This window comes from Mesobacillus sp. QJM3NY_10 (assembly GCF_056173465.1).
The window spans coordinates 4,207,836-4,225,993 of record NZ_CM149675.1 but is presented as its reverse complement, the minus strand read 5'-3'; the positions used below and the strand labels follow the sequence as shown (position 1 = coordinate 4,225,993).

At 45.4% G+C, this 18,158-nt stretch carries 17 protein-coding genes; 9 read left to right on the top strand and 8 right to left on the bottom strand.

Going from position 1 to position 18,158, the window contains the following annotated elements:
* Positions 1-132 precede the first annotated feature (132 nt).
* From AC0VX7_RS21370 to AC0VX7_RS21330, 9 genes are all read left to right on the top strand, one after another.
* Positions 133-699, top strand: a complete 567-nt coding sequence (locus AC0VX7_RS21370) for a helix-turn-helix domain-containing protein (protein ID WP_475425804.1) — start codon at positions 133-135, stop codon at positions 697-699.
* Positions 700-839: 140 nt separating this feature from the next.
* Positions 840-2,081 carry an EAL and HDOD domain-containing protein gene (locus tag AC0VX7_RS21365; RefSeq protein ID WP_475425803.1) on the top strand — a complete coding sequence of 414 codons (1,242 nt, stop codon included), beginning with the start codon at positions 840-842 and terminating at the stop codon, positions 2,079-2,081.
* A gap of 345 nt (positions 2,082-2,426) precedes the next feature.
* Complete coding sequence (locus AC0VX7_RS21360) at positions 2,427-2,660, top strand: CsbA family protein (RefSeq protein WP_192470023.1); 234 nt, start codon at positions 2,427-2,429, stop codon at positions 2,658-2,660.
* 321 nt (positions 2,661-2,981) lie between these two features.
* Entirely contained in the window at positions 2,982-4,961 is a 1,980-nt protein-coding gene (gene uvrB, locus AC0VX7_RS21355) for an excinuclease ABC subunit UvrB (RefSeq protein WP_475425802.1), read from the top strand.
* Positions 4,962-4,968: 7 nt separating this feature from the next.
* On the top strand, positions 4,969-7,848 hold the full coding sequence (gene uvrA / locus AC0VX7_RS21350) for an excinuclease ABC subunit UvrA (protein ID WP_475425801.1): 2,880 nt from the start codon (positions 4,969-4,971) through the stop codon (positions 7,846-7,848).
* Positions 7,849-8,172: 324 nt separating this feature from the next.
* Entirely contained in the window at positions 8,173-8,730 is a 558-nt protein-coding gene (locus AC0VX7_RS21345) for a magnetosome magnetite crystal formation protein family (RefSeq protein WP_475425800.1), read from the top strand.
* A gap of 13 nt (positions 8,731-8,743) precedes the next feature.
* Positions 8,744-9,853: a DUF4097 family beta strand repeat-containing protein gene (locus AC0VX7_RS21340; RefSeq protein WP_475425799.1), complete on the top strand. Its 1,110-nt coding sequence runs from the start codon at positions 8,744-8,746 to the stop codon at positions 9,851-9,853.
* Positions 9,854-9,882: 29 nt separating this feature from the next.
* Positions 9,883-10,074 (top strand): PspC domain-containing protein, encoded by a 192-nt coding sequence (locus tag AC0VX7_RS21335; protein WP_215036138.1) that lies wholly within the window; start codon positions 9,883-9,885, stop codon positions 10,072-10,074.
* A gap of 3 nt (positions 10,075-10,077) precedes the next feature.
* The gene (locus AC0VX7_RS21330) at positions 10,078-10,434 is read left to right on the top strand and encodes a phage holin family protein (RefSeq protein WP_023613901.1); all 357 of its coding nucleotides are present in this window, start codon (positions 10,078-10,080) and stop codon (positions 10,432-10,434) included.
* Positions 10,435-10,469: 35 nt separating this feature from the next.
* Here AC0VX7_RS21330 and AC0VX7_RS21325 read toward each other — a convergent pair whose 3' ends face one another.
* The 8 genes from AC0VX7_RS21325 to AC0VX7_RS21290 form a co-directional block, all read right to left on the bottom strand.
* On the bottom strand, positions 10,470-11,192 hold the full coding sequence (locus tag AC0VX7_RS21325; protein ID WP_286181193.1) for an N-acetylmuramoyl-L-alanine amidase: 723 nt from the start codon (positions 11,190-11,192) through the stop codon (positions 10,470-10,472).
* Positions 11,193-11,366: 174 nt separating this feature from the next.
* Positions 11,367-11,594 carry a DUF2164 domain-containing protein gene (locus tag AC0VX7_RS21320; protein WP_475425798.1) on the bottom strand — a complete coding sequence of 76 codons (228 nt, stop codon included), beginning with the start codon at positions 11,592-11,594 and terminating at the stop codon, positions 11,367-11,369.
* A 183-nt stretch (positions 11,595-11,777) separates the two neighbouring features.
* Positions 11,778-12,503 carry a GntR family transcriptional regulator gene (locus tag AC0VX7_RS21315; RefSeq protein WP_475425797.1) on the bottom strand — a complete coding sequence of 242 codons (726 nt, stop codon included), beginning with the start codon at positions 12,501-12,503 and terminating at the stop codon, positions 11,778-11,780.
* Between the two features lie 40 nt (positions 12,504-12,543).
* Entirely contained in the window at positions 12,544-13,269 is a 726-nt protein-coding gene (gene nagB, locus AC0VX7_RS21310) for a glucosamine-6-phosphate deaminase (RefSeq protein ID WP_475425796.1), read from the bottom strand.
* A 27-nt stretch (positions 13,270-13,296) separates the two neighbouring features.
* Entirely contained in the window at positions 13,297-14,466 is a 1,170-nt protein-coding gene (gene nagA / locus AC0VX7_RS21305) for an N-acetylglucosamine-6-phosphate deacetylase (protein WP_475425795.1), read from the bottom strand.
* A 135-nt stretch (positions 14,467-14,601) separates the two neighbouring features.
* Positions 14,602-15,516 (bottom strand): N-acetylmuramic acid 6-phosphate etherase, encoded by a 915-nt coding sequence (gene murQ, locus AC0VX7_RS21300; protein WP_475425794.1) that lies wholly within the window; start codon positions 15,514-15,516, stop codon positions 14,602-14,604.
* Positions 15,497-16,582, bottom strand: coding sequence for a DUF871 domain-containing protein (locus AC0VX7_RS21295; protein ID WP_475425793.1), 1,086 nt, complete (start codon positions 16,580-16,582; stop codon positions 15,497-15,499). The genes murQ and AC0VX7_RS21295 overlap by 20 nt, the downstream gene beginning before the upstream one ends.
* Before the next feature lie 81 nt (positions 16,583-16,663).
* Positions 16,664-18,037 carry a PTS transporter subunit EIIC gene (locus AC0VX7_RS21290; RefSeq protein ID WP_475425792.1) on the bottom strand — a complete coding sequence of 458 codons (1,374 nt, stop codon included), beginning with the start codon at positions 18,035-18,037 and terminating at the stop codon, positions 16,664-16,666.
* Positions 18,038-18,158 lie beyond the last annotated feature (121 nt).

Here is an 18,158-nt window from a genome sequence, read left to right as displayed (position 1 = left end):
GAAGAATATACCTGTGTAATTTGTTGTTGGGAAAGTAGAATTTATACCGTAGCTAGTATTCTTCTTGAGCATTAAATGTGGTTTAATTAGCCAAGCGAAAAAAAGAAGTAGTAATTTTGGATAAAAGGATGGTTGAGCTCTAAAATGAAGTACGCACCTGAAGATTTACAGATGATCAAAGACCAGCTTGGCAGCCAATCATTATCTACTATTGCCAGAAGGCTGAACCGCAGTATCACTGCCCTAGAAGTGAAGATTACGAGATTAGGGCTCTCCCACACAAAATCCTACACAGGAATGCTTACAGCAGGAGAACTTGCTAAAGTCCTCAAGATTGACCGAAATACCGTCATGCAGTGGATTCTTAATCATGACCTGGATTCCCATCTGCGGATTACCCGCAGCAAGAAGAAATTCACATTTATCAACACCGATGATTTTTGGGCGTGGGCAGAAAAAAACCGCCATAAAATTGACTTTTCCAAGCTCGAACCTGACGCACTTCCTCCTGAACCCTATTGGGTAGCAGAAGAACGTAAAATTCCACGGCAAGTAACGAATTACAAAGCATGGACCAAGCACGAAGAAAATCTCGTCCTTGAATGGTACTGCTGCGGAAAAACGCTGGCAGAGATCTCTGATATGCTCGGGCGGACAAGAGAGTCCATCCGTAAAAAAATCAAACGCCTCACTGAATGAATTTATTATGAAAAAGCCTGCAATATATGGTAAATACTTTAGACTCTTGTAATACTTGTAAAATAATAGTATATTTTTCCTACAATAGTATTGTTTAATATTTACAGAAATATCGTCTCACGTCCGCGGGAGGAGTCTTTATGGATACTTATGTTGCGAGGCAGCCTATATTTGATATAAATGAAAAGACAGTTGCTTATGAATTGCTATACAGGAACAGCTCGGTCAATAATTATCAGCACACTGATGGGGACCAGGCTACAACAGATGTAATCGTAAATAGTTTCTTGAATATTGGTATCAAAGAATTATCGAATGGCAAGCCTTGTTTTATCAATTTTACTGATAAACTATTAAAACTGGGTGTGCCTTCCTATTTCAATCCCTTATCCATCGTTGTCGAGATCCTGGAAACTGTGGAGCTGAATGAAGACATCCTGGGGATTTGCAAAGAACTGAAGGAGCATGGATACACGATTGCGCTTGACGATTTCTTTGTTTCGCAGTGGAACGACTTGACTGTTCGAATTTTAGATTATGTAGATATTATCAAGATTGATTTCCGGACGACAAGCCGAAGTGACAGGCAGGAAATGATCCGTTTTATTAAGGAGCATAACATTCAGTTTCTTGCTGAAAAAGTCGAAACGATTGAAGAGTACATTGAGGCAAAAGAAGACGGATTCGTCTATTTCCAGGGTTTTTATTTTAGCAAACCTGTGATCCTGAACAGCTATGATATCCCATCCTACTATCATTCGTATTTTCAGATTTTAAAAGAAATCGAGAGTCCAGAGCCTGATCTTGAAAAGATTAAGGACGTTATCGAAAAGGATATTTCTCTTTCCTATAAACTTCTGAGGCTGATCAATAACCCGGTTTTCAGGCCAAGGAATGAGGTTTCCTCCATAAAGCAAGCCATCATTCTATTAGGACTCAATGAAATCAAAAAATGGATTTATGTTTTGGCGATCAGGGGAGCCGACAAAGGTTCGGGCGGTACCAAGGAACGGGAAATCATCGAGCTATCGCTAAAGCGCGGGAAACTAGGCGAATTGATCGGCAGGAAGGTAGGCAGAGAAGTGCTGGCGTCAAAATACTTCCTGCTTGGTATGTTTTCCTTGATGGATTCCTTACTGCACCATCCGATGGAGGAACTGCTAAAAGACCTGCCGTTAAGCAATGAGCTGAAAGATGCCTTATCCGGTGAAAAGAACGACGAATACGTCATGCTCCAATTTTTAAAAGACATCGAACACGCCTTTCACGAAGATGTGGAGCTGACCTTCAATCCAACCACTATGCCGGTGGAAGAGCTATTCAGGCTCTATGGCGAGGCGAGTGACTGGGCGACCAAGGTTTTAAGTGAAGTGAATATATAAATAATGAGCATGCATCCGCATGCTTTTTCTTTTAGGCTCTTTTCTCAAACTTTGTTGCTTTTAAATACAAAATTGGAGGTAACGTTGCCATTCTCCTAAAGCCGATTTTAACGTAATATATCCCCATTTTGTAGGTCGGTATTAAATTTGCATGCTCTTTTCTCATTTTAACAACACTCTTTACGGAAACAGCCTTTTTTTATGCTGATTTAGTAAAAGCAACAATCAATGCGAAAACAAACTTCTTTTAAGAGGATGTTTCTTGTAACCAGCCTCTAAAAAAGTTATATTTTAAAAAGATGATTCTAAATTTTCGTTATTTCTCTGAATGAGGTGTTTAATCAATTGGTGCTGAAATATTTGTCCGCACTGTTCCTGCCTGGTTTCATGGTTGTGTTTTTCACAAGGGTTGCCTATAACCACATCCTTGCGCTCGTATTGACGGTTGCGTTGATTGCGGCTTCTGTTTATAAAGGGTATACAGATTCCTTCCTGCTGATTGTCGTCGATGCCTTTTCATTGACTGTCGGTTTCTATTTTGCTAACAGGATGATGAAGCGCAACAAGAAGCAGTCATAATTTAAAAAGTAAGCCTGTCGGATTGTGTCCGGCGGGTTTTTCTTATTGTAAAAGGAATAAGTCCACTTCAATCAAACGTTTGATTAACGAGGATTCGACAATCTCCAGCATCACCTTATAAAACTTAGAAACTAATTCGAATGTTTGTTCGCGTTTTGTTGGTTTGTTTTCCCTTCTTTGTGGTAGAATGAGGATATGACTTTTTGACAACTATGTAAGGCTTATATATAGGAAAGCTCTTTTTGAAAAAGTTTCTGAATCAAAGAATGCGACTAAGTTTACGAAAAGAGCCTAGAAATTTAAATTACAGGAGGCTTTTCTGTGAAGGACCAATTTGAATTAGTCTCGAAGTATTCTCCGCAGGGAGACCAGCCTGCGGCAATTAAAGAGCTGGTACAAGGAATTCGCGATAACAAGAAGCATCAGACGCTTCTTGGCGCGACAGGAACAGGGAAGACGTTCACGATTTCCAATGTGATCAAGGAAGTGAACAAGCCGACGCTTGTCATCGCCCATAATAAAACCCTTGCCGGCCAGCTGTACAGCGAGTTCAAGGAATTTTTCCCGAACAACGCGGTTGAGTATTTCGTCAGTTACTATGATTACTATCAGCCAGAGGCTTACGTGCCGCAGACGGATACATTCATTGAAAAGGACGCGAGCATCAATGATGAGATTGACAAGCTGCGCCACTCGGCTACATCGTCGCTATTCGAGCGCAAGGATGTCATCATCATTGCCAGTGTTTCCTGCATTTACGGTCTCGGTAATCCGGATGAATACCGCGACATGGTCGTGTCACTCCGGACAGGTATGGAAATTGAGCGGAACAAGCTGCTCCACAAGCTGGTCGATATCCAGTATGAACGAAATGATATCGACTTCAAACGCGGGACGTTCCGTGTCCGCGGCGATGTCGTCGAGATTTTCCCGGTCTCACGTGACGAGCATTGCATGAGGGTCGAGTTCTTTGGCGATGAGATTGACCGGATCCGTGAGGTTGATGCGCTGACTGGCGAGATCATCGGCGAACGTGACCATGTAGCGATTTTCCCAGCTTCCCACTTCGTAACCCGTGAGGAAAAGCTGAGGGTTGCGATCGAGAACATCGAAAAAGAGCTGGAAGAGCGACTGGAAGTAATGCGCGCCGAAGAAAAGCTTCTTGAGGCACAAAGGCTCGAACAGCGCACAAGGTATGACCTTGAGATGATGCGTGAGATGGGCTTCTGCTCCGGCATCGAAAACTATTCGCGCCATCTGACCTTAAGACCTGCTGGTGCGACTCCATATACTTTGCTTGATTACTTCCCGGATGACTTTTTGATTGTTGTTGATGAGTCGCATGTTACATTGCCGCAAATAAGGGGAATGTTTAATGGAGACCAGGCTCGAAAACAGGTGCTGGTTGACCACGGTTTCCGCCTGCCGTCGGCAATGGATAATCGTCCGCTCACATTTCCTGAATTTGAGAAACATATTAATCAGGCAGTCTTTGTATCAGCTACACCTGGTCCATATGAATTGGAGCACACTCCAGAAATGGTACAGCAGATCATCCGTCCGACAGGTTTGCTTGATCCGACCATCGATGTACGACCAATTGAGGGCCAGATTGACGACCTGATTGGCGAAATCCAGGAACGAGCCAACCGTAATGAACGAGTGCTGATCACGACATTAACGAAAAAGATGTCCGAGGACCTGACCGATTATTTGAAGGAAATTGGCATAAAAGTGCAGTATTTACACTCTGAAATCAAAACCCTGGAACGGATTGAAATCATCCGCGAGCTGCGGCTTGGCAAATATGATGTTCTCGTCGGAATCAATCTGCTAAGAGAAGGACTTGATATTCCTGAAGTTTCACTCGTGGCCATTCTCGATGCCGATAAGGAAGGCTTCCTCCGTTCTGAAAGATCACTCATCCAGACAATGGGCCGTGCAGCCAGGAATGAACGCGGGCATGTCATCATGTATGCAGACAAGATGACGAACTCGATGGAGCTGGCGATCGGTGAGACGACGCGCCGCCGTGCCATCCAGGAAGCATATAATGAAAAACATGGCATCACACCCCAGACCATCCAGAAGGAGATTCGCGATGTGATTCGCGCAACGATGGCTGCAGAGGAACAAGAAGACTACAATCCGTCAGAGGGTATGAAGAAGCTCACAAAGAAAGAGCGCGAGCAGGTAATATTCAATATGGAAAGAGAAATGAAGGATGCGGCAAAGGCTCTCAATTTCGAACGGGCAGCCGAGTTGCGTGACCTCATTCTTGAGTTAAAAGCGGAAGGATGACGATAACATGGCTATGGATAAACTGATAGTTAAGGGCGCCAGAGCTCATAACTTGAAAAATATAGATGTCACCATTCCGAGAGATAAGCTTGTCGTGCTGACAGGACTTTCCGGTTCAGGAAAGTCCTCGCTGGCGTTCGACACCATCTATGCTGAAGGGCAGCGCCGTTATGTAGAATCATTGTCTGCCTACGCTCGCCAGTTCCTCGGCCAGATGGACAAGCCGGACGTAGATTCAATTGAAGGATTGTCCCCGGCGATATCGATCGACCAGAAAACGACGAGCCGAAATCCCCGTTCAACAGTTGGTACGGTGACAGAGATTTATGATTATTTGCGTTTGCTATTCGCTAGGGTGGGACGGCCAACCTGCCCGGTGCATAATATAGAGATTTCATCGCAGACAATCGAGCAGATGGTCGACCGTGTGCTCGAATATCCTGAAAGGACAAAGCTGCAGATCCTTGCTCCGCTTGTTTCCGGAAGGAAGGGGACACACGTCAAAGTTCTTGAAGATGTGAAAAAACAAGGCTATGTCCGTGTCCGTATTGACGGTGAGATGTATGACCTCGGAGACGAAATTGAGCTGGAGAAAAACAAGAAGCATTCGATTGAAGTTGTCATCGACCGGATTGTCGTCAAGGAAGGGATTGCTGCCCGATTGGCGGATTCGTTGGAAGCCGCGCTCAAATTAGGGGACGGCAATGTGCTGATTGATGTAATCGGGGAAGAAGAATTGATGTTCAGCGAAAACCATGCCTGCCCGATTTGCGGCTTCTCGATCGGCGAGCTTGAGCCCCGGATGTTCTCATTCAACAGCCCATTTGGCGCATGCCCTGAATGTGACGGTCTCGGTGCTAAGCTGGAGGTAGACGTTGATTTAGTCGTTCCGAACAAGGAGCTTTCATTAAAACAGCATGCAATCGCTCCGTGGGAACCGACAAGCTCACAGTATTACCCGCAACTTCTTGAGGCGATCTGCAATCATTATGGAATCGATATGGACGTACCGGTAAAAGACCTCCAAGATCACGAAATGGATAAAATCCTTTACGGCTCAGACAAAGACCGGATTTATTTCCGCTATGAAAATGACTGGGGCCAGGTTCGTGAAAACTATATTGTTTTCGAGGGTGTCCTTAAAAATATAGAGCGCCGCTATAAGGAAACAGGATCTGATTATATCCGCGAGCAGATGGAAAAGTATATGGGCGAGCATGCCTGCCCAACTTGTAAAGGATACAGGCTGAAGCGTGAAACGCTAGCTGTTCTTGTTGACGGCCGCCATATCGGTGAAGTGACGGCATTGTCGGTAGAGGAAGCACACCAATTTTTCCAGAGTCTTGAGCTTTCGGAAAAAGAAATGAAGATTGCTAATATGATTTTCCGTGAGATTACGGAACGTCTTGGCTTCTTGATCAATGTTGGGTTGGATTACCTGACGATGAGCCGCGCGGCTGGAACGCTATCCGGTGGTGAGGCCCAGCGGATCAGGCTGGCAACCCAAATTGGCTCACGCCTCACTGGTGTCTTGTATATCCTTGATGAGCCATCCATTGGTCTTCATCAGCGCGACAATGACAGACTGATCGATACGCTGAAAAACATGCGAGACATTGGCAATACGCTGATTGTCGTTGAGCATGACGAAGATACGATGCTCGCGGCGGACCACCTGATTGATATCGGTCCTGGAGCAGGTGTCCATGGTGGTGAAATCATCTCCCAGGGAACCCCAGCAGAGGTTATGGATGATCCAAACTCACTGACAGGTCAGTACTTGTCAGGTAAAAAGTTCATCCCGCTGCCAATTGAGCGCCGCAAACCGGATGGCCGTTATATCGAAATCAAAGGCGCCAAGGAAAACAATCTTAAAAATGTCAATGTGAAGTTCCCGCTTGGAACCTTCATGGCCGTGACAGGTGTTTCCGGTTCCGGTAAAAGCACACTGATCAATGAGATCCTGCACAAATCGCTCGCGATGAAGATTCACCGGGCAAAAAGCAAGCCAGGTGAATTCAGGGAGATCAAGGGCGTCGACCATCTTGATAAGGTCATCGATATTGACCAGTCTCCAATCGGCCGTACACCAAGATCAAACCCTGCTACCTATACTGGCGTGTTTGATGATATCCGCGATGTGTTCGCATCGACCAACGAAGCAAAGGTCCGCGGCTATAAAAAGGGACGCTTTAGCTTCAATGTAAAAGGTGGACGTTGTGAAGCATGCCGCGGTGATGGAATCATTAAAATCGAGATGCACTTCCTGCCGGATGTGTACGTCCCATGTGAAGTGTGCCACGGCAAACGCTACAACCGCGAAACACTGGAGGTTAAGTATAAAGGCAAAAACATTTCCGATATCCTTGATATGACAGTTGAGGCAGCGGTTGAATTCTTTGCTAATATCCCGAAAATCGCCCGCAAGCTGCAGACGATATACGATGTCGGACTCGGCTATATCACACTTGGCCAGCCAGCGACGACCCTTTCCGGAGGGGAAGCGCAGCGCGTCAAGCTGGCATCCGAGCTGCACCGCCGTTCCACCGGCCGTTCTCTGTATATTTTGGACGAGCCAACAACCGGCTTGCATGTCGATGACATTGCCCGTCTGCTGACAGTCCTGCAGCGTCTCGTTGAAAATGGCGACACCGTACTCGTAATTGAGCACAATCTCGATGTCATCAAAGCCGCCGACTACATCGTCGACCTCGGACCCGAAGGCGGTGACCGCGGCGGTACAATCGTTGCCACCGGAACACCGGAAAAAATCGCCGAGGTTGAGGACTCCTATACAGGCAGGTACCTGAAGCCTATTTTGGAACGAGACAGACAGCGGATGAAAGAACAAATCGAGGAAAAAGAAAAAAGCACAAGCAATGCATAGCCCTTCCCATCAGGAAGGGTTTTTCTTTTTTGTGGAGTGGCCTTTTATTCCAATATTAGGTAAATGGTGCAATTATGATGACTATCGGTGCAATTATGATCAACAACCGTGCAATTAACACATATCTTCGAGCAATTATCATGATTTGTCGTGCAATTAATGGGGTTGAGTAAGAGAATAATTTTTCCAGGTAATGAATTAAGGTAAAAGTATTCTTTCAACGAAGCCCATTGGTGCCCCAAACTGCGTGAAAATGGGAAAAGAAGTCACCAATGAAGCCCATTGACGCCCTAAACTGCAAGAAAGTGGAAAAGGAGGTCACCAATGAAGCTTATTGGCGCCCGAAATAACAAGGAAATGGAAAAAGAGGTCACTAATGAAGCGAAGCCGCAATTTGCTCTGCCGCTAAAACCTAAGGAAATCCCCCATATCCCTTATTCACACAACTTTCACCAGCAGGAACTTGTTTTTTACAAGGGGTTACATGACAATTTGTCGAACTATTTTCATAAAGAAATGAAACTTCTCAGGTTCCCGAGCGTATTAATTTTTAAGGAGATGAAGAGGATGGATACGAAAAGGATTCTGTCTGCTTTGTGCTATTTTAGTATTATGTTTGCTGGTATATTGTTTCCTCTTGTTGCTTATTTTGCATCAGAGGATGAGGATGTAAAGGTTCATGCGAAGAAGGCGCTGCTGTCGCATCTGATTCCGCTGATCCCACTGCCGCTTATTATTATTGCCGTATTCATCGATATGAGCGGAGGAACGGGAGACTTCCCGGTGCTTATGTTTAGCAGCGCAATATTGATGGTAATATTGAGTTTCATTGTATTGATTTGGAACCTGGTTAAAGGGATAAAAGTACTGAATATAAAATGAGGGGGATAACCTTATGAAGGAAGAACGGAAACGGATTCTCAAGCTTGTTGAAGAAGGGAAAATGACGGTTGATGAAGCTTTATTCTTAATCGAGCAGCTGGAACAGGGAAAAACGCCGCAGCAGGAAAACTCTACGTATCTGTCAACGGACGTAAAGTATGAAGAAGCGAAGAAAGAAGAGTTTAAAAAGGAAGACTTTAATACTTACAAATTTAACTCTATGAAAGATAAGGTTCTGGATTTTGTCGATTCAGCTTTCAAGAAAATAAAGGATTTCGATTTGGATCTTAATTTTGGCCAGTCCGTGGATATCTCTCACATTTTCCAGCAGGGCGATGCTTATTTGAACCAGGTGGATATTGATATGGCCAATGGGTCGGTGAAGGTCGTGCCGTGGGAACAAAAGGATGTGCGTATCGAGTGCAGCGCGAAAGTGTATCGTGTCGAAAACCAGGATGAAGCGCGCAAGAAGTTTTTAGAAGACGCCATGTTCACAATCGAAAATCAGAAGCTCCGTTTTTCAGTGCAGCAGAAGTGGATGAAGGTTGATGCGGTCATCCATATTCCGAAAGAAGAATATGAAAATGTTCGAATCCGCTTGTTTAATGGATCCATTGAAGGTGAAAACTTAACAGTGAAGGATTGCCGGGCAAAGACTGCAAACGGGAAAGTTGTGCTTGGAAATCTTGAGTGCGGCAAGCTGGAAACAGAAACAGCGAATGGGACAATCAACATCTCCAGAAGCGCAATCAAGGACCTTGAGGCTGAAACGATCAATGGAGCAATCAAGGCTGATGGCTCTTTTGACAATGTCGATCTTCAATCTTTCAACGGAAACGTGACTTGCACTGTAAATAATAATGATTGCGAAAGTGTGGAAGTGAAGGCGACTACTGGAAGCATCGAAGTCTTCCTTCCGGAGAAGACGCCAGCGAGTGGCGAGCTGAAGTCAAACCTTGGCGGCTTTACGATCGAACTCGACGGCATCCAGGTTGTTGAGGAGAAGAGCGACATGGTTCAAAAAAATCTTCGCTTCAAGCCAGCTGATTCAGGCCGAAAAGCTGTCAGGCTGCATGCAGATACCAAAACCGGCTCAATTGCAGTAAAAAAAATAATCCATTAGTATTGTTGAGATAGGAAGGGTGATATGAAATGAGATTAACCCGCTCACGTAAAAATCGAATGCTGGCAGGGGTGCTCGGAGGAATGGCTGAATCCTTTGGGATGAGTCCCTCGCTGATACGCATATTGTTTGTTATCTTGACGTTCAGCACGGCATTCTTTCCAATGGCCATGATTTACCTTGTGCTTGTGTTTGTGCTGCCAAACGGGGAAGGGTATTAAAAAATGAGATGGTTGTTAGGAATTGTCATTAACGCAGTTCTCTTCATGGCTCTTGCTGGTTATTTCGAGAATGAAATTTATCTATCTGGTTTTGGCGCCGCTTTAGGAGCCAGTTTCATTCTCTCGATATTGAATGTTCTCGTTAAGCCGATCTTGATATTGCTGACACTGCCTGTAACGGTGCTCAGCCTGGGACTATTCTTGTTTGTCATCAATGCGATCACACTGATGCTGACGGATAGTTTAATGGGGAGTTCATTTGAGATATCCAGTTTTGGCATGGCGCTGCTTACGGCGATCATCATGTCAGTCGCAAACTTGATCATCCAGAACACGTTTTTAAGAGAATCAAAAGACTAGGAAAAAGGCCGGCACAAATATGTGCCGGCCATTAGCTATTCATTATCAATATAGACATCAAAGCCGGCTTTCCTTAAACGTTCGGCAAGCTCTTTGGCGTTTTCCTCATTTTCAAATGCTCCTGCCTGGACCTTATATAGTCCGTCTTTCTTGGCTGCCGCAGGGGATTTGGCTGGTGGCGGAGTGGGTGCAGGTGCAGGAGCGGCATTTGCCTTCCTCTGCAGTTTGAATTGCTCTGCCAATGCTTTAACAATGCCTTCTGCAATTGTTCTGCGATATGTTTCAGAACGAAGCAATTTAATTTCATTGCGGTTAGTCATGAATCCACATTCCACTAACACGGCATCCATTTTCGTTTCCCTCAGGACATGGAAATCGGCTGTTTTTACACCACGGTTATCGAGACCCGTTGAGATGACAAGAGTGCGCTGAATCTTTTGGGCTAACTGATAAGCCACAGGCGGTCTGGTTGGATAGACAAATGTTTCAATACCGCCGACGTTGCTCCAGCCGCCTCCGCCAAAAGCATTGGCATGAATCGAAACAAATATATCCACATTCAGGCTGTTTGCCTTATCTGTCCTGGCCTTCAATGACACATCTCGCTGATCGGAATGAGAAAAATACACTGTGACATTCTTATAGTCTGCCAGCAGCTGTTTGGCATAATTCGCCACAGCCCTGTTAAACTCATATTCTCTCATACCATCAGGACTTCGCTTACCCGGGGTGTTGTAGCCATGCCCAGCATCTAGCATGATCTTCACTATTTTCACACCTTCCGATAAAAGATTTCCTCATCAGTATATATATGACCAAAGGCGGAAAAAGGACATAGTGACATCAGATATAGGCGGTTTTTACACTGATTATTCATTTCGAAACATTGTTTAACACTACTATGGGAAATCATCCACTCATGGAACAAAAAATCACTTATTCAACTCAAAAATATCTTCTACCCGCTGGGAAATGAACTCATGGGCATCCTGGATTCCAAAATTATAAAAATGAGGAGCGAGCTTGTCTGCAAAAAATTCAAGGATCAGCAGGGCTGCCAGGTCTCCAAGCTCCTCACCACGTTCTTCAAGGAAATACCTTTTTATTTCATCTGTCATTAGATTCTTGACGTGATCATCAACCTGGAAGTTCTTAAGCATGGTATCTACTCCTTCTTTATTTAGTACCCCCATTTTAAGCTAATCAGTCAAATAATTCGACAAGAGGGTTCGATTATTTCCGTGGAAATAAGCTGAGTGATATTTTCCTTTTCGACATTTCGCTAAAAGCAATTAAGGAATAACTGCCAAAAAAAGAGACCCGGATAGGATCTCTTCTGTTCATCAGCCACGCTGCATGGTGTGCACAAATTTGTATCGGTCTGCACGATAGGCTGATTTGACGAACTCGAATGGTGTGCCATCCTTTAAATGCGAAGTCCTTAAAATCAGCAGGACAGGGGAGCCTTTTTCGATTTCGAGGAGGCGCAGTTCCTGTTCCTTCGCAATCGATGCTTCGATTTGCTGGGTGGCTTCGTGGATCGTAAGCGATAATTTTTCTTCGATATACTGGTAAAGTGAATGGTTGATGATTTCCTCTGTCAATCCCTTGACTAGATTAGCCGGAAGATAAGTGGTCTCGAGGGCCATCGGAACATTGTCTGCAAGCCTGACACGTTTGATTTCATAAACTGGTGTGTTTTCACTGAGCTTGAGTCGCTCTGCTATTTCCCGTCCGGATGGTATGATTTCAAACGAAACGAGTTTGCTTCCCGGAGTAAGTCCTCGTTCTCTCATATCTTCTGTGAAACTTGTCAATCCCTGCAGGCGCTGTTCGACCTTCTTTTTGTTCACGAACGTGCCTTTGCCTTTTTGCCGGTACAAATATCCGTCATTGACAAGGTTCGTCAATGCCTGCCTGATCGTCATCCTGCTGATCTGGAACATATCGGCATAGACGCGTTCAGAGGGGATCGCTTCATCTGGCTCGAGGTCGCCGTTGTCGATTTGGGCTTTGATATACTCCTCGAGCTGGTGGTAAATAGGTATGGGTGAATTTTTATCAATCATAGGTCATTCTCCTGACTGCTTGCAATTTTTCAGAAGATGCTTAAAGCAATGCTGTCGCATCTTTATCAGCGAAAATCGTGACATTTCCATGGTTTTTGAGAGCGGAGGCAGGGAATTGTTCGCTGATATCGCCATTTATTAATGTAGCGAGTGCTTTTGCCTTGGAAGCACCGGAAACAAGCAGGAAGATTTCCTCGCTGTCCATAATCGAGGCAATCCCCATGGTGATTGCTTGCTTAGGAACGTCTTCCAGTGATTCAAAAAATCTTGAGTTCGCCTGTCGCGTGCTTTCTGCCAGGTCGATGATATGCGTTCTGCTGTCAAAGGGTGTTCCAGGTTCGTTAAAACCAATATGGCCATTCTGCCCAATACCGAGAATTTGCAGGTCTATGCCGCCTTGCTCATTAATGAACTGTTCATAGCGTCTGCATTCCTCGTCGAGATCCTTCGCTGTTCCATCTGGAATATGCGTCTGGTCAAGCGGAATGTCAATGTGCTCAAATAAATGTTCACACATAAAGTAGTGATAGCTATTACGGTCTTTTTTCGAAATGCCGATGTATTCATCCAGGTTGAACGTATTGATTTTTTTGTAAGAGGTTTTGTTCTGCTTATGATCATTGATGAGCTCCTGGTAGAGGCCAGTCGGTGTGCTCCCGGTAGCAAGTCCAAGGTTGAGCGATGGATTTCTCTTTATGCGGAAGATGATTTCCTCTGCAGCTTGCTGGCTAAGCTTCTCGTAATTTGAAGTTGTAATCAGTTTCAACGTCATCACCTCTTTCATAGCTGAATTTTAACGGGTGTAACTCGCGACTCCCCGGCAAAACGACATGGCAACTTCGTGGTTATGGTCAAGTACGACAAGGTCTGCATCTTTTCCTGAAGCAATGCTTCCTTTCCGGTCAAAAACTTTCAGCTGCCTGGCGGGATTCTCACTGGCCAGCTTCACTGCTTCTTCAAGACTGATGCCGGTGAATTCCATCATGTTTCTTAAAGAATCTTTCATTTTTAAAATACTGCCGGCAAGCGTGCCATCAGCTAAAAGAGCTTTTCCATCTGCAACCCTGACTTCCTGCCCGCCAAGATCATAGCTGCCATTTTTAAGGCATTTCGCTCGCATTGAGTCGGTGATTAAAATGACTCCATCCGTCCCTTTGGCGCGAATTGATAAATCGAGCATTTCGGGAACGACATGGATTCCATCTGCAATCATCTCGATTTTCAACTCGTTAAAAAGCAGGGCGGCACCGGCGACGCCTGGATCTCGATGATGCATCCCGCGCATGCCATTGAATAAATGGGTCACATGGGTAGCGCCTGCCTTAACGGCTTCAGACATCTGTCCGTAGGTGGCATCCGAATGGCCAACCGAGGCGATGACACCATTTTCAGCAAGGTATGCAATAAGCTCGCAGCCATTTTCTTTTTCCGGAGCGAGTGTCACGAGCCTGATATTATTGCCGGAAGCCTCCTGCATCCTCGCAAACAGCTCGAGATCAGGTGTGATGATGTGTTTTGCAGGCTGGGCTCCTTTGCGTGATTCATTGATGAATGGTCCTTCCAAATGGAGCCCGAGCACCTCGGCTTTACCTGGATTGTTATGATGTCTGATATAATCGCCAGCATTCTCCAGTGCTTTCGTTATTGCCTTTTGATCCTGGGTGATGGTCGTTGCCAGGAAGCTTGTTGTACCTTCCTCAGGCAAAATGGACGCCATTGTCGTTAGGGCTTCAGTGGTGGCATCCATTGTGTCGGCTCCGCCAGCACCGTGGATATGCACATCGATGAACCCTGGAACAACAGTGCTTTCCTCAGGGAGCTCGATGATCTCCGCCTGATGTTGGGGGAGGGAGGAGGCTAACCCTGTTTCAACAATCTTCCCATCCTTTATATAAATGTATCCTTTTTCAATCATGCCATCTTCCGTTAAGATTCTGGCATTGACTAGCAATAAATCATTCATTCTATATCACCTGAAAGTTATGTCCTAGTTCTTCATTTCTTTACCCTCTGTTACTTAATATTATACAAATACCTATAGGGGTTGTCTATACCGCGGTAGATTATGCAAGATAATTCCAAGGTGGTATAGACAATGTTATTTTGCGCTTCCTTTGTAAAAATCACTGATTGCATCTCTCAGGTAGCCATCATGCTTTTCCAGTAGTTCTCTGACCTTAGTTCCCCTGAGTCCTGTCGTGATTTGCAGGATGGCGGCTTTCGTATGGTAATTTTGCTCCTTGATTGCCGTTCTTGCTTCCTCATCAGAAGCACCGCTTGCCATCTTGACGATATTGACAGCGCGGTTATGTAGTTTTTCGTTCGTCATCTGGACATCAACCATCAGGTTGCCATACACTTTGCCCAGCTTGATCATTGAAGCGGTGGAGAGCATGTTCAGGACCAGCTTCTGTGCAGTACCAGCTTTCATCCTAGTGGAACCGGTAATGACTTCCGGACCGACGACTGCGGAAATGGTGTGGTCGGAGATTTTCTCCATTTCGGAATCCTTGCTGCAAACGACAGATACAGTCAGGGCACCGATTTCCTTAGCGTACTCCAGTGCACCAATCGTATAAGGTGTGCGACCGCTGGCAGCGATTCCGACAACGATGTCTTCCTCTGTTAGATTGATGTTTGCAAGATCAGCCTGACCCTGCTGTTTGTCATCCTCGACACCTTCAATTGCCTCGGTCATCGCTTCCTTGCCACCCGCAATTATTCCAACAACAAGCCCAGGATCGGTTCCGAACGTCGGAGGGCATTCGGAAGCATCGATGATTCCGAGTCGTCCGGAAGTCCCAGCACCGATATAGATCAGACGGCCGCCTTTTTTGAAGGAAGCGACAATCCTGTCAACGACCTCCGAAATGTTCGGAACCTGCCTTGCGAGCACGTTCGGAACGAGGGTGTCTTCCTGGTTGATGGAGGTAATGATTTCCTCTGTCGACATCAAGTCGATATTCATTGTTTTCGGGTTTTGCTGTTCTGTATTAAGCTTTGCGATTTCCATGTCCATCCCTCACAATAAATTGAAATTTTTGCCCTGCTTTAATTTCATCAAGCAAAGGCAAGTCTTCTTTGATAACTTTTCCGATGCAATTCACTTTTTCATCCTGTGGCAGGTCATTAACGGTTATTTGCAATTCGCCTGCATAGCGCCCGTATAGTTCATTATCGATGGTGATCGTCCCGCGTTTTCTTTCCTGCTGATTAGAAGGGAGGACACGTTTTTCTCCCATTGAGGCGAAGGAGCGTGATTCAACTGCTCTGATGACATCGCGAGCAGGATCCATCCTGTTTGTCAGAGTCTTTCTCAATAATTCGGAGTGCTCCGAGTTCTCAGCCTCAATCCGCAGCGGAATGATCTTTTCACCAAGGAAGGCTAGTAATTTCAGCTGCTCATCTGATGCAGCGTGATCTCCAATTAAGATTTTATCGGTAAAACAGGAGACCATTAGCTCTGCAGCAGCTAAATGGGGCAGATGGCCGCGATGCTTTTCAATTGTTGGGAGACCAGCAAACACCGGCCCGCGCAAGTCCTTGTCCCCAGGAACGAAAGCCATTGTCGTAATGCCAAATGAGCGGAGCGTGTTATTTCTCTCAATCAGAAACTCCTTGTCCAACCCCGTTTCAGGCCTTGGGTAAAAATTGTGCCATGCTTCGACGTTCTCGGTATTTAAACCAGCATCGATCCAGGCCAAAAGTTCTTCCTTGGTTATCGTGCTGGCGTTTATTCCTATCTTCATTTTATTCGAAAGCTCCACGATCTGCTGTGATGTGAATCCATAATCAGCCCTGATACCTGATAGTCCCCAATCTAGCAGCTCATCATACTGATCCCAGTCCAAACCAAGGTAATCCAATGAGCGGGGTGAGACATCCGCCATCAGCTCCATTTTGTGTTTTTTTGCAAGTTCTCCAAGCTTTTGTAAAAGTTCTTTATACTCAGCTGGATTATCTTCAGGAATATGTAAGGAAGTGAAAATCGATTTAAGTCCGTGTTGAGCTGCTTTTTCAATCCAGGCAGCATTTTTCTCCATCAAATCCTTGTTCAAATATACGGAAATGCCAAGCATGGGCAATCCCTCCAATCAAAACAGATTAATAGAAAAGAAGAAAGGAGGAAAATAGCTCTCCTCCTTTTCTTTATTTGCATTCTAGATCCCTTTTGCCATTTCTTCCTTGAAGCCAAACGTCCAGGTGAAGATGAATCCGAATACGTAGGCAATCAGAAGTCCAAGCAAGTAGAGCAGTATTTGATTTGTATGGACAAGGAATACAAGAGGGATACCGGAAACGCCGATGGCAATCGTTGCAATCTTAAAGAATGCCTGGAATGCTCCGCCAACTGCTGCCCCTAAACAGGCAGTGATGAATGGACGGCCAAGCGGCAGGGTAACACCGAAAATAAGTGGTTCGCCGATGCCGAGCATACCTACTGGCAGCCCGCCCTTGATGACCTTTTTAAGTCTTTCATTCTTCGTCTTAAAGTAAATCGCGAATGCCGCACCAACCTGTCCTGCACCACCCATTGCGAGGATTGGCAGCAGCGGGTCATCACCAATCGTGTTGATCAATTCCATATGCACAGGAGTCAAGCCCTGGTGCAAACCTGTAACAACAAGAGGAAGGAATGTTCCGGCTAGGACCAATCCTGCCAGGATTCCGCCGACATCAAGAATTCCAAGCAAGCCCTTGGTGATCAAATCGGAAATCCATCCGCCAACAGGCTGAAGCACGAATAGTGTAGCAATACCAGTAATCAATAATGATAGAGTAGGAGTAATGATGATATCCAAAGAAGACGGAACGAATTTACGGATCCGTTTTTCAAGCATCGCAATAAAAACTGCAGCAAGCATAACGCCGATCAATCCACCACGGCCAGGGACTAGTGCTTCGCCAAACAATGTGATGTTTGCCAGACCCGGGTTGATGATCAGGATACCAGCAGCACCGCCAAGAGCAGGTGAGCCTCCAAATTCACGAGCAGTATTGATTCCGACAAACACACCAAGATAACTGAAGATACCCCAGCCGATCAGGTTAAGAATCTGGATCAGTGACGATTCAGGGTCCGCGCCAGAACGGACAATAACATTCGTAATCCCAGCAATCAAACCTGAAGCGACAATCGCTGGAATCAGCGGAATGAAAATGCTGGCGATTCTGCGCAGGAATAGCTTGAACGGAGTCGCATTTTTCTTGTTAAGTTCGTCCTTGGTACGGCCGGCAAGTCCTTCGAAAGGATCCGGGTCGGACTCGTCTACTAGACTGGCAGTCTTCCCGGTAATCTCAGAAACTTCATTGGCCACTTTGGTGACAATTCCAGGTCCCAAAATAATCTGCAATGTCTCTTCTTCCACGACACCGAGCACGCCATCAGTTTTCTTGATGCCGGCGATATCCACTTTACTGTAGTCAACCGGCTTGACGCGCAGGCGGGTCATGCACGAAGCAACATCAGCAATATTGTCCGCGCCGCCAAGCTGCTCAAGTATCTCTCTTGCCAGGCGTTCTTCATTACGCATGGTGTTTCCCCCTCTTATTGTAAAATAGTCAGAAAAGAATGAATTCGCTTACAAAATGATGATAACAAGTCTACTGTATAGTTGTCTATACCTTTTATGAAAAATATAGCTTTGGTACTAG

What these genes read in the sequence shown, in the direction of transcription:
- AC0VX7_RS21320 (WP_475425798.1), bottom strand. Translation starts at nt 11,594, where the DNA reads ATGCTTAAGAACTTCCAGGTTGATGATCACGTCAAGAATCTAATGACA.
- uvrA (WP_475425801.1), top strand. Translation starts at nt 4,969, where the DNA reads ATGGCTATGGATAAACTGATAGTTAAGGGCGCCAGAGCTCATAACTTG.
- nagA (WP_475425795.1), bottom strand. Translation starts at nt 14,466, where the DNA reads ATGAATGATTTATTGCTAGTCAATGCCAGAATCTTAACGGAAGATGGC.
- AC0VX7_RS21330 (WP_023613901.1), top strand. Translation starts at nt 10,078, where the DNA reads ATGAGATGGTTGTTAGGAATTGTCATTAACGCAGTTCTCTTCATGGCT.
- AC0VX7_RS21345 (WP_475425800.1), top strand. Translation starts at nt 8,173, where the DNA reads ATGAAGCTTATTGGCGCCCGAAATAACAAGGAAATGGAAAAAGAGGTC.
- AC0VX7_RS21365 (WP_475425803.1), top strand. Translation starts at nt 840, where the DNA reads ATGGATACTTATGTTGCGAGGCAGCCTATATTTGATATAAATGAAAAG.
- AC0VX7_RS21340 (WP_475425799.1), top strand. Translation starts at nt 8,744, where the DNA reads ATGAAGGAAGAACGGAAACGGATTCTCAAGCTTGTTGAAGAAGGGAAA.
- AC0VX7_RS21335 (WP_215036138.1), top strand. Translation starts at nt 9,883, where the DNA reads ATGAGATTAACCCGCTCACGTAAAAATCGAATGCTGGCAGGGGTGCTC.
- AC0VX7_RS21325 (WP_286181193.1), bottom strand. Translation starts at nt 11,192, where the DNA reads ATGCTAGATGCTGGGCATGGCTACAACACCCCGGGTAAGCGAAGTCCT.
- AC0VX7_RS21315 (WP_475425797.1), bottom strand. Translation starts at nt 12,503, where the DNA reads ATGATTGATAAAAATTCACCCATACCTATTTACCACCAGCTCGAGGAG.
- murQ (WP_475425794.1), bottom strand. Translation starts at nt 15,516, where the DNA reads ATGGAAATCGCAAAGCTTAATACAGAACAGCAAAACCCGAAAACAATG.
- AC0VX7_RS21295 (WP_475425793.1), bottom strand. Translation starts at nt 16,582, where the DNA reads ATGCTTGGCATTTCCGTATATTTGAACAAGGATTTGATGGAGAAAAAT.
- AC0VX7_RS21290 (WP_475425792.1), bottom strand. Translation starts at nt 18,037, where the DNA reads ATGCGTAATGAAGAACGCCTGGCAAGAGAGATACTTGAGCAGCTTGGC.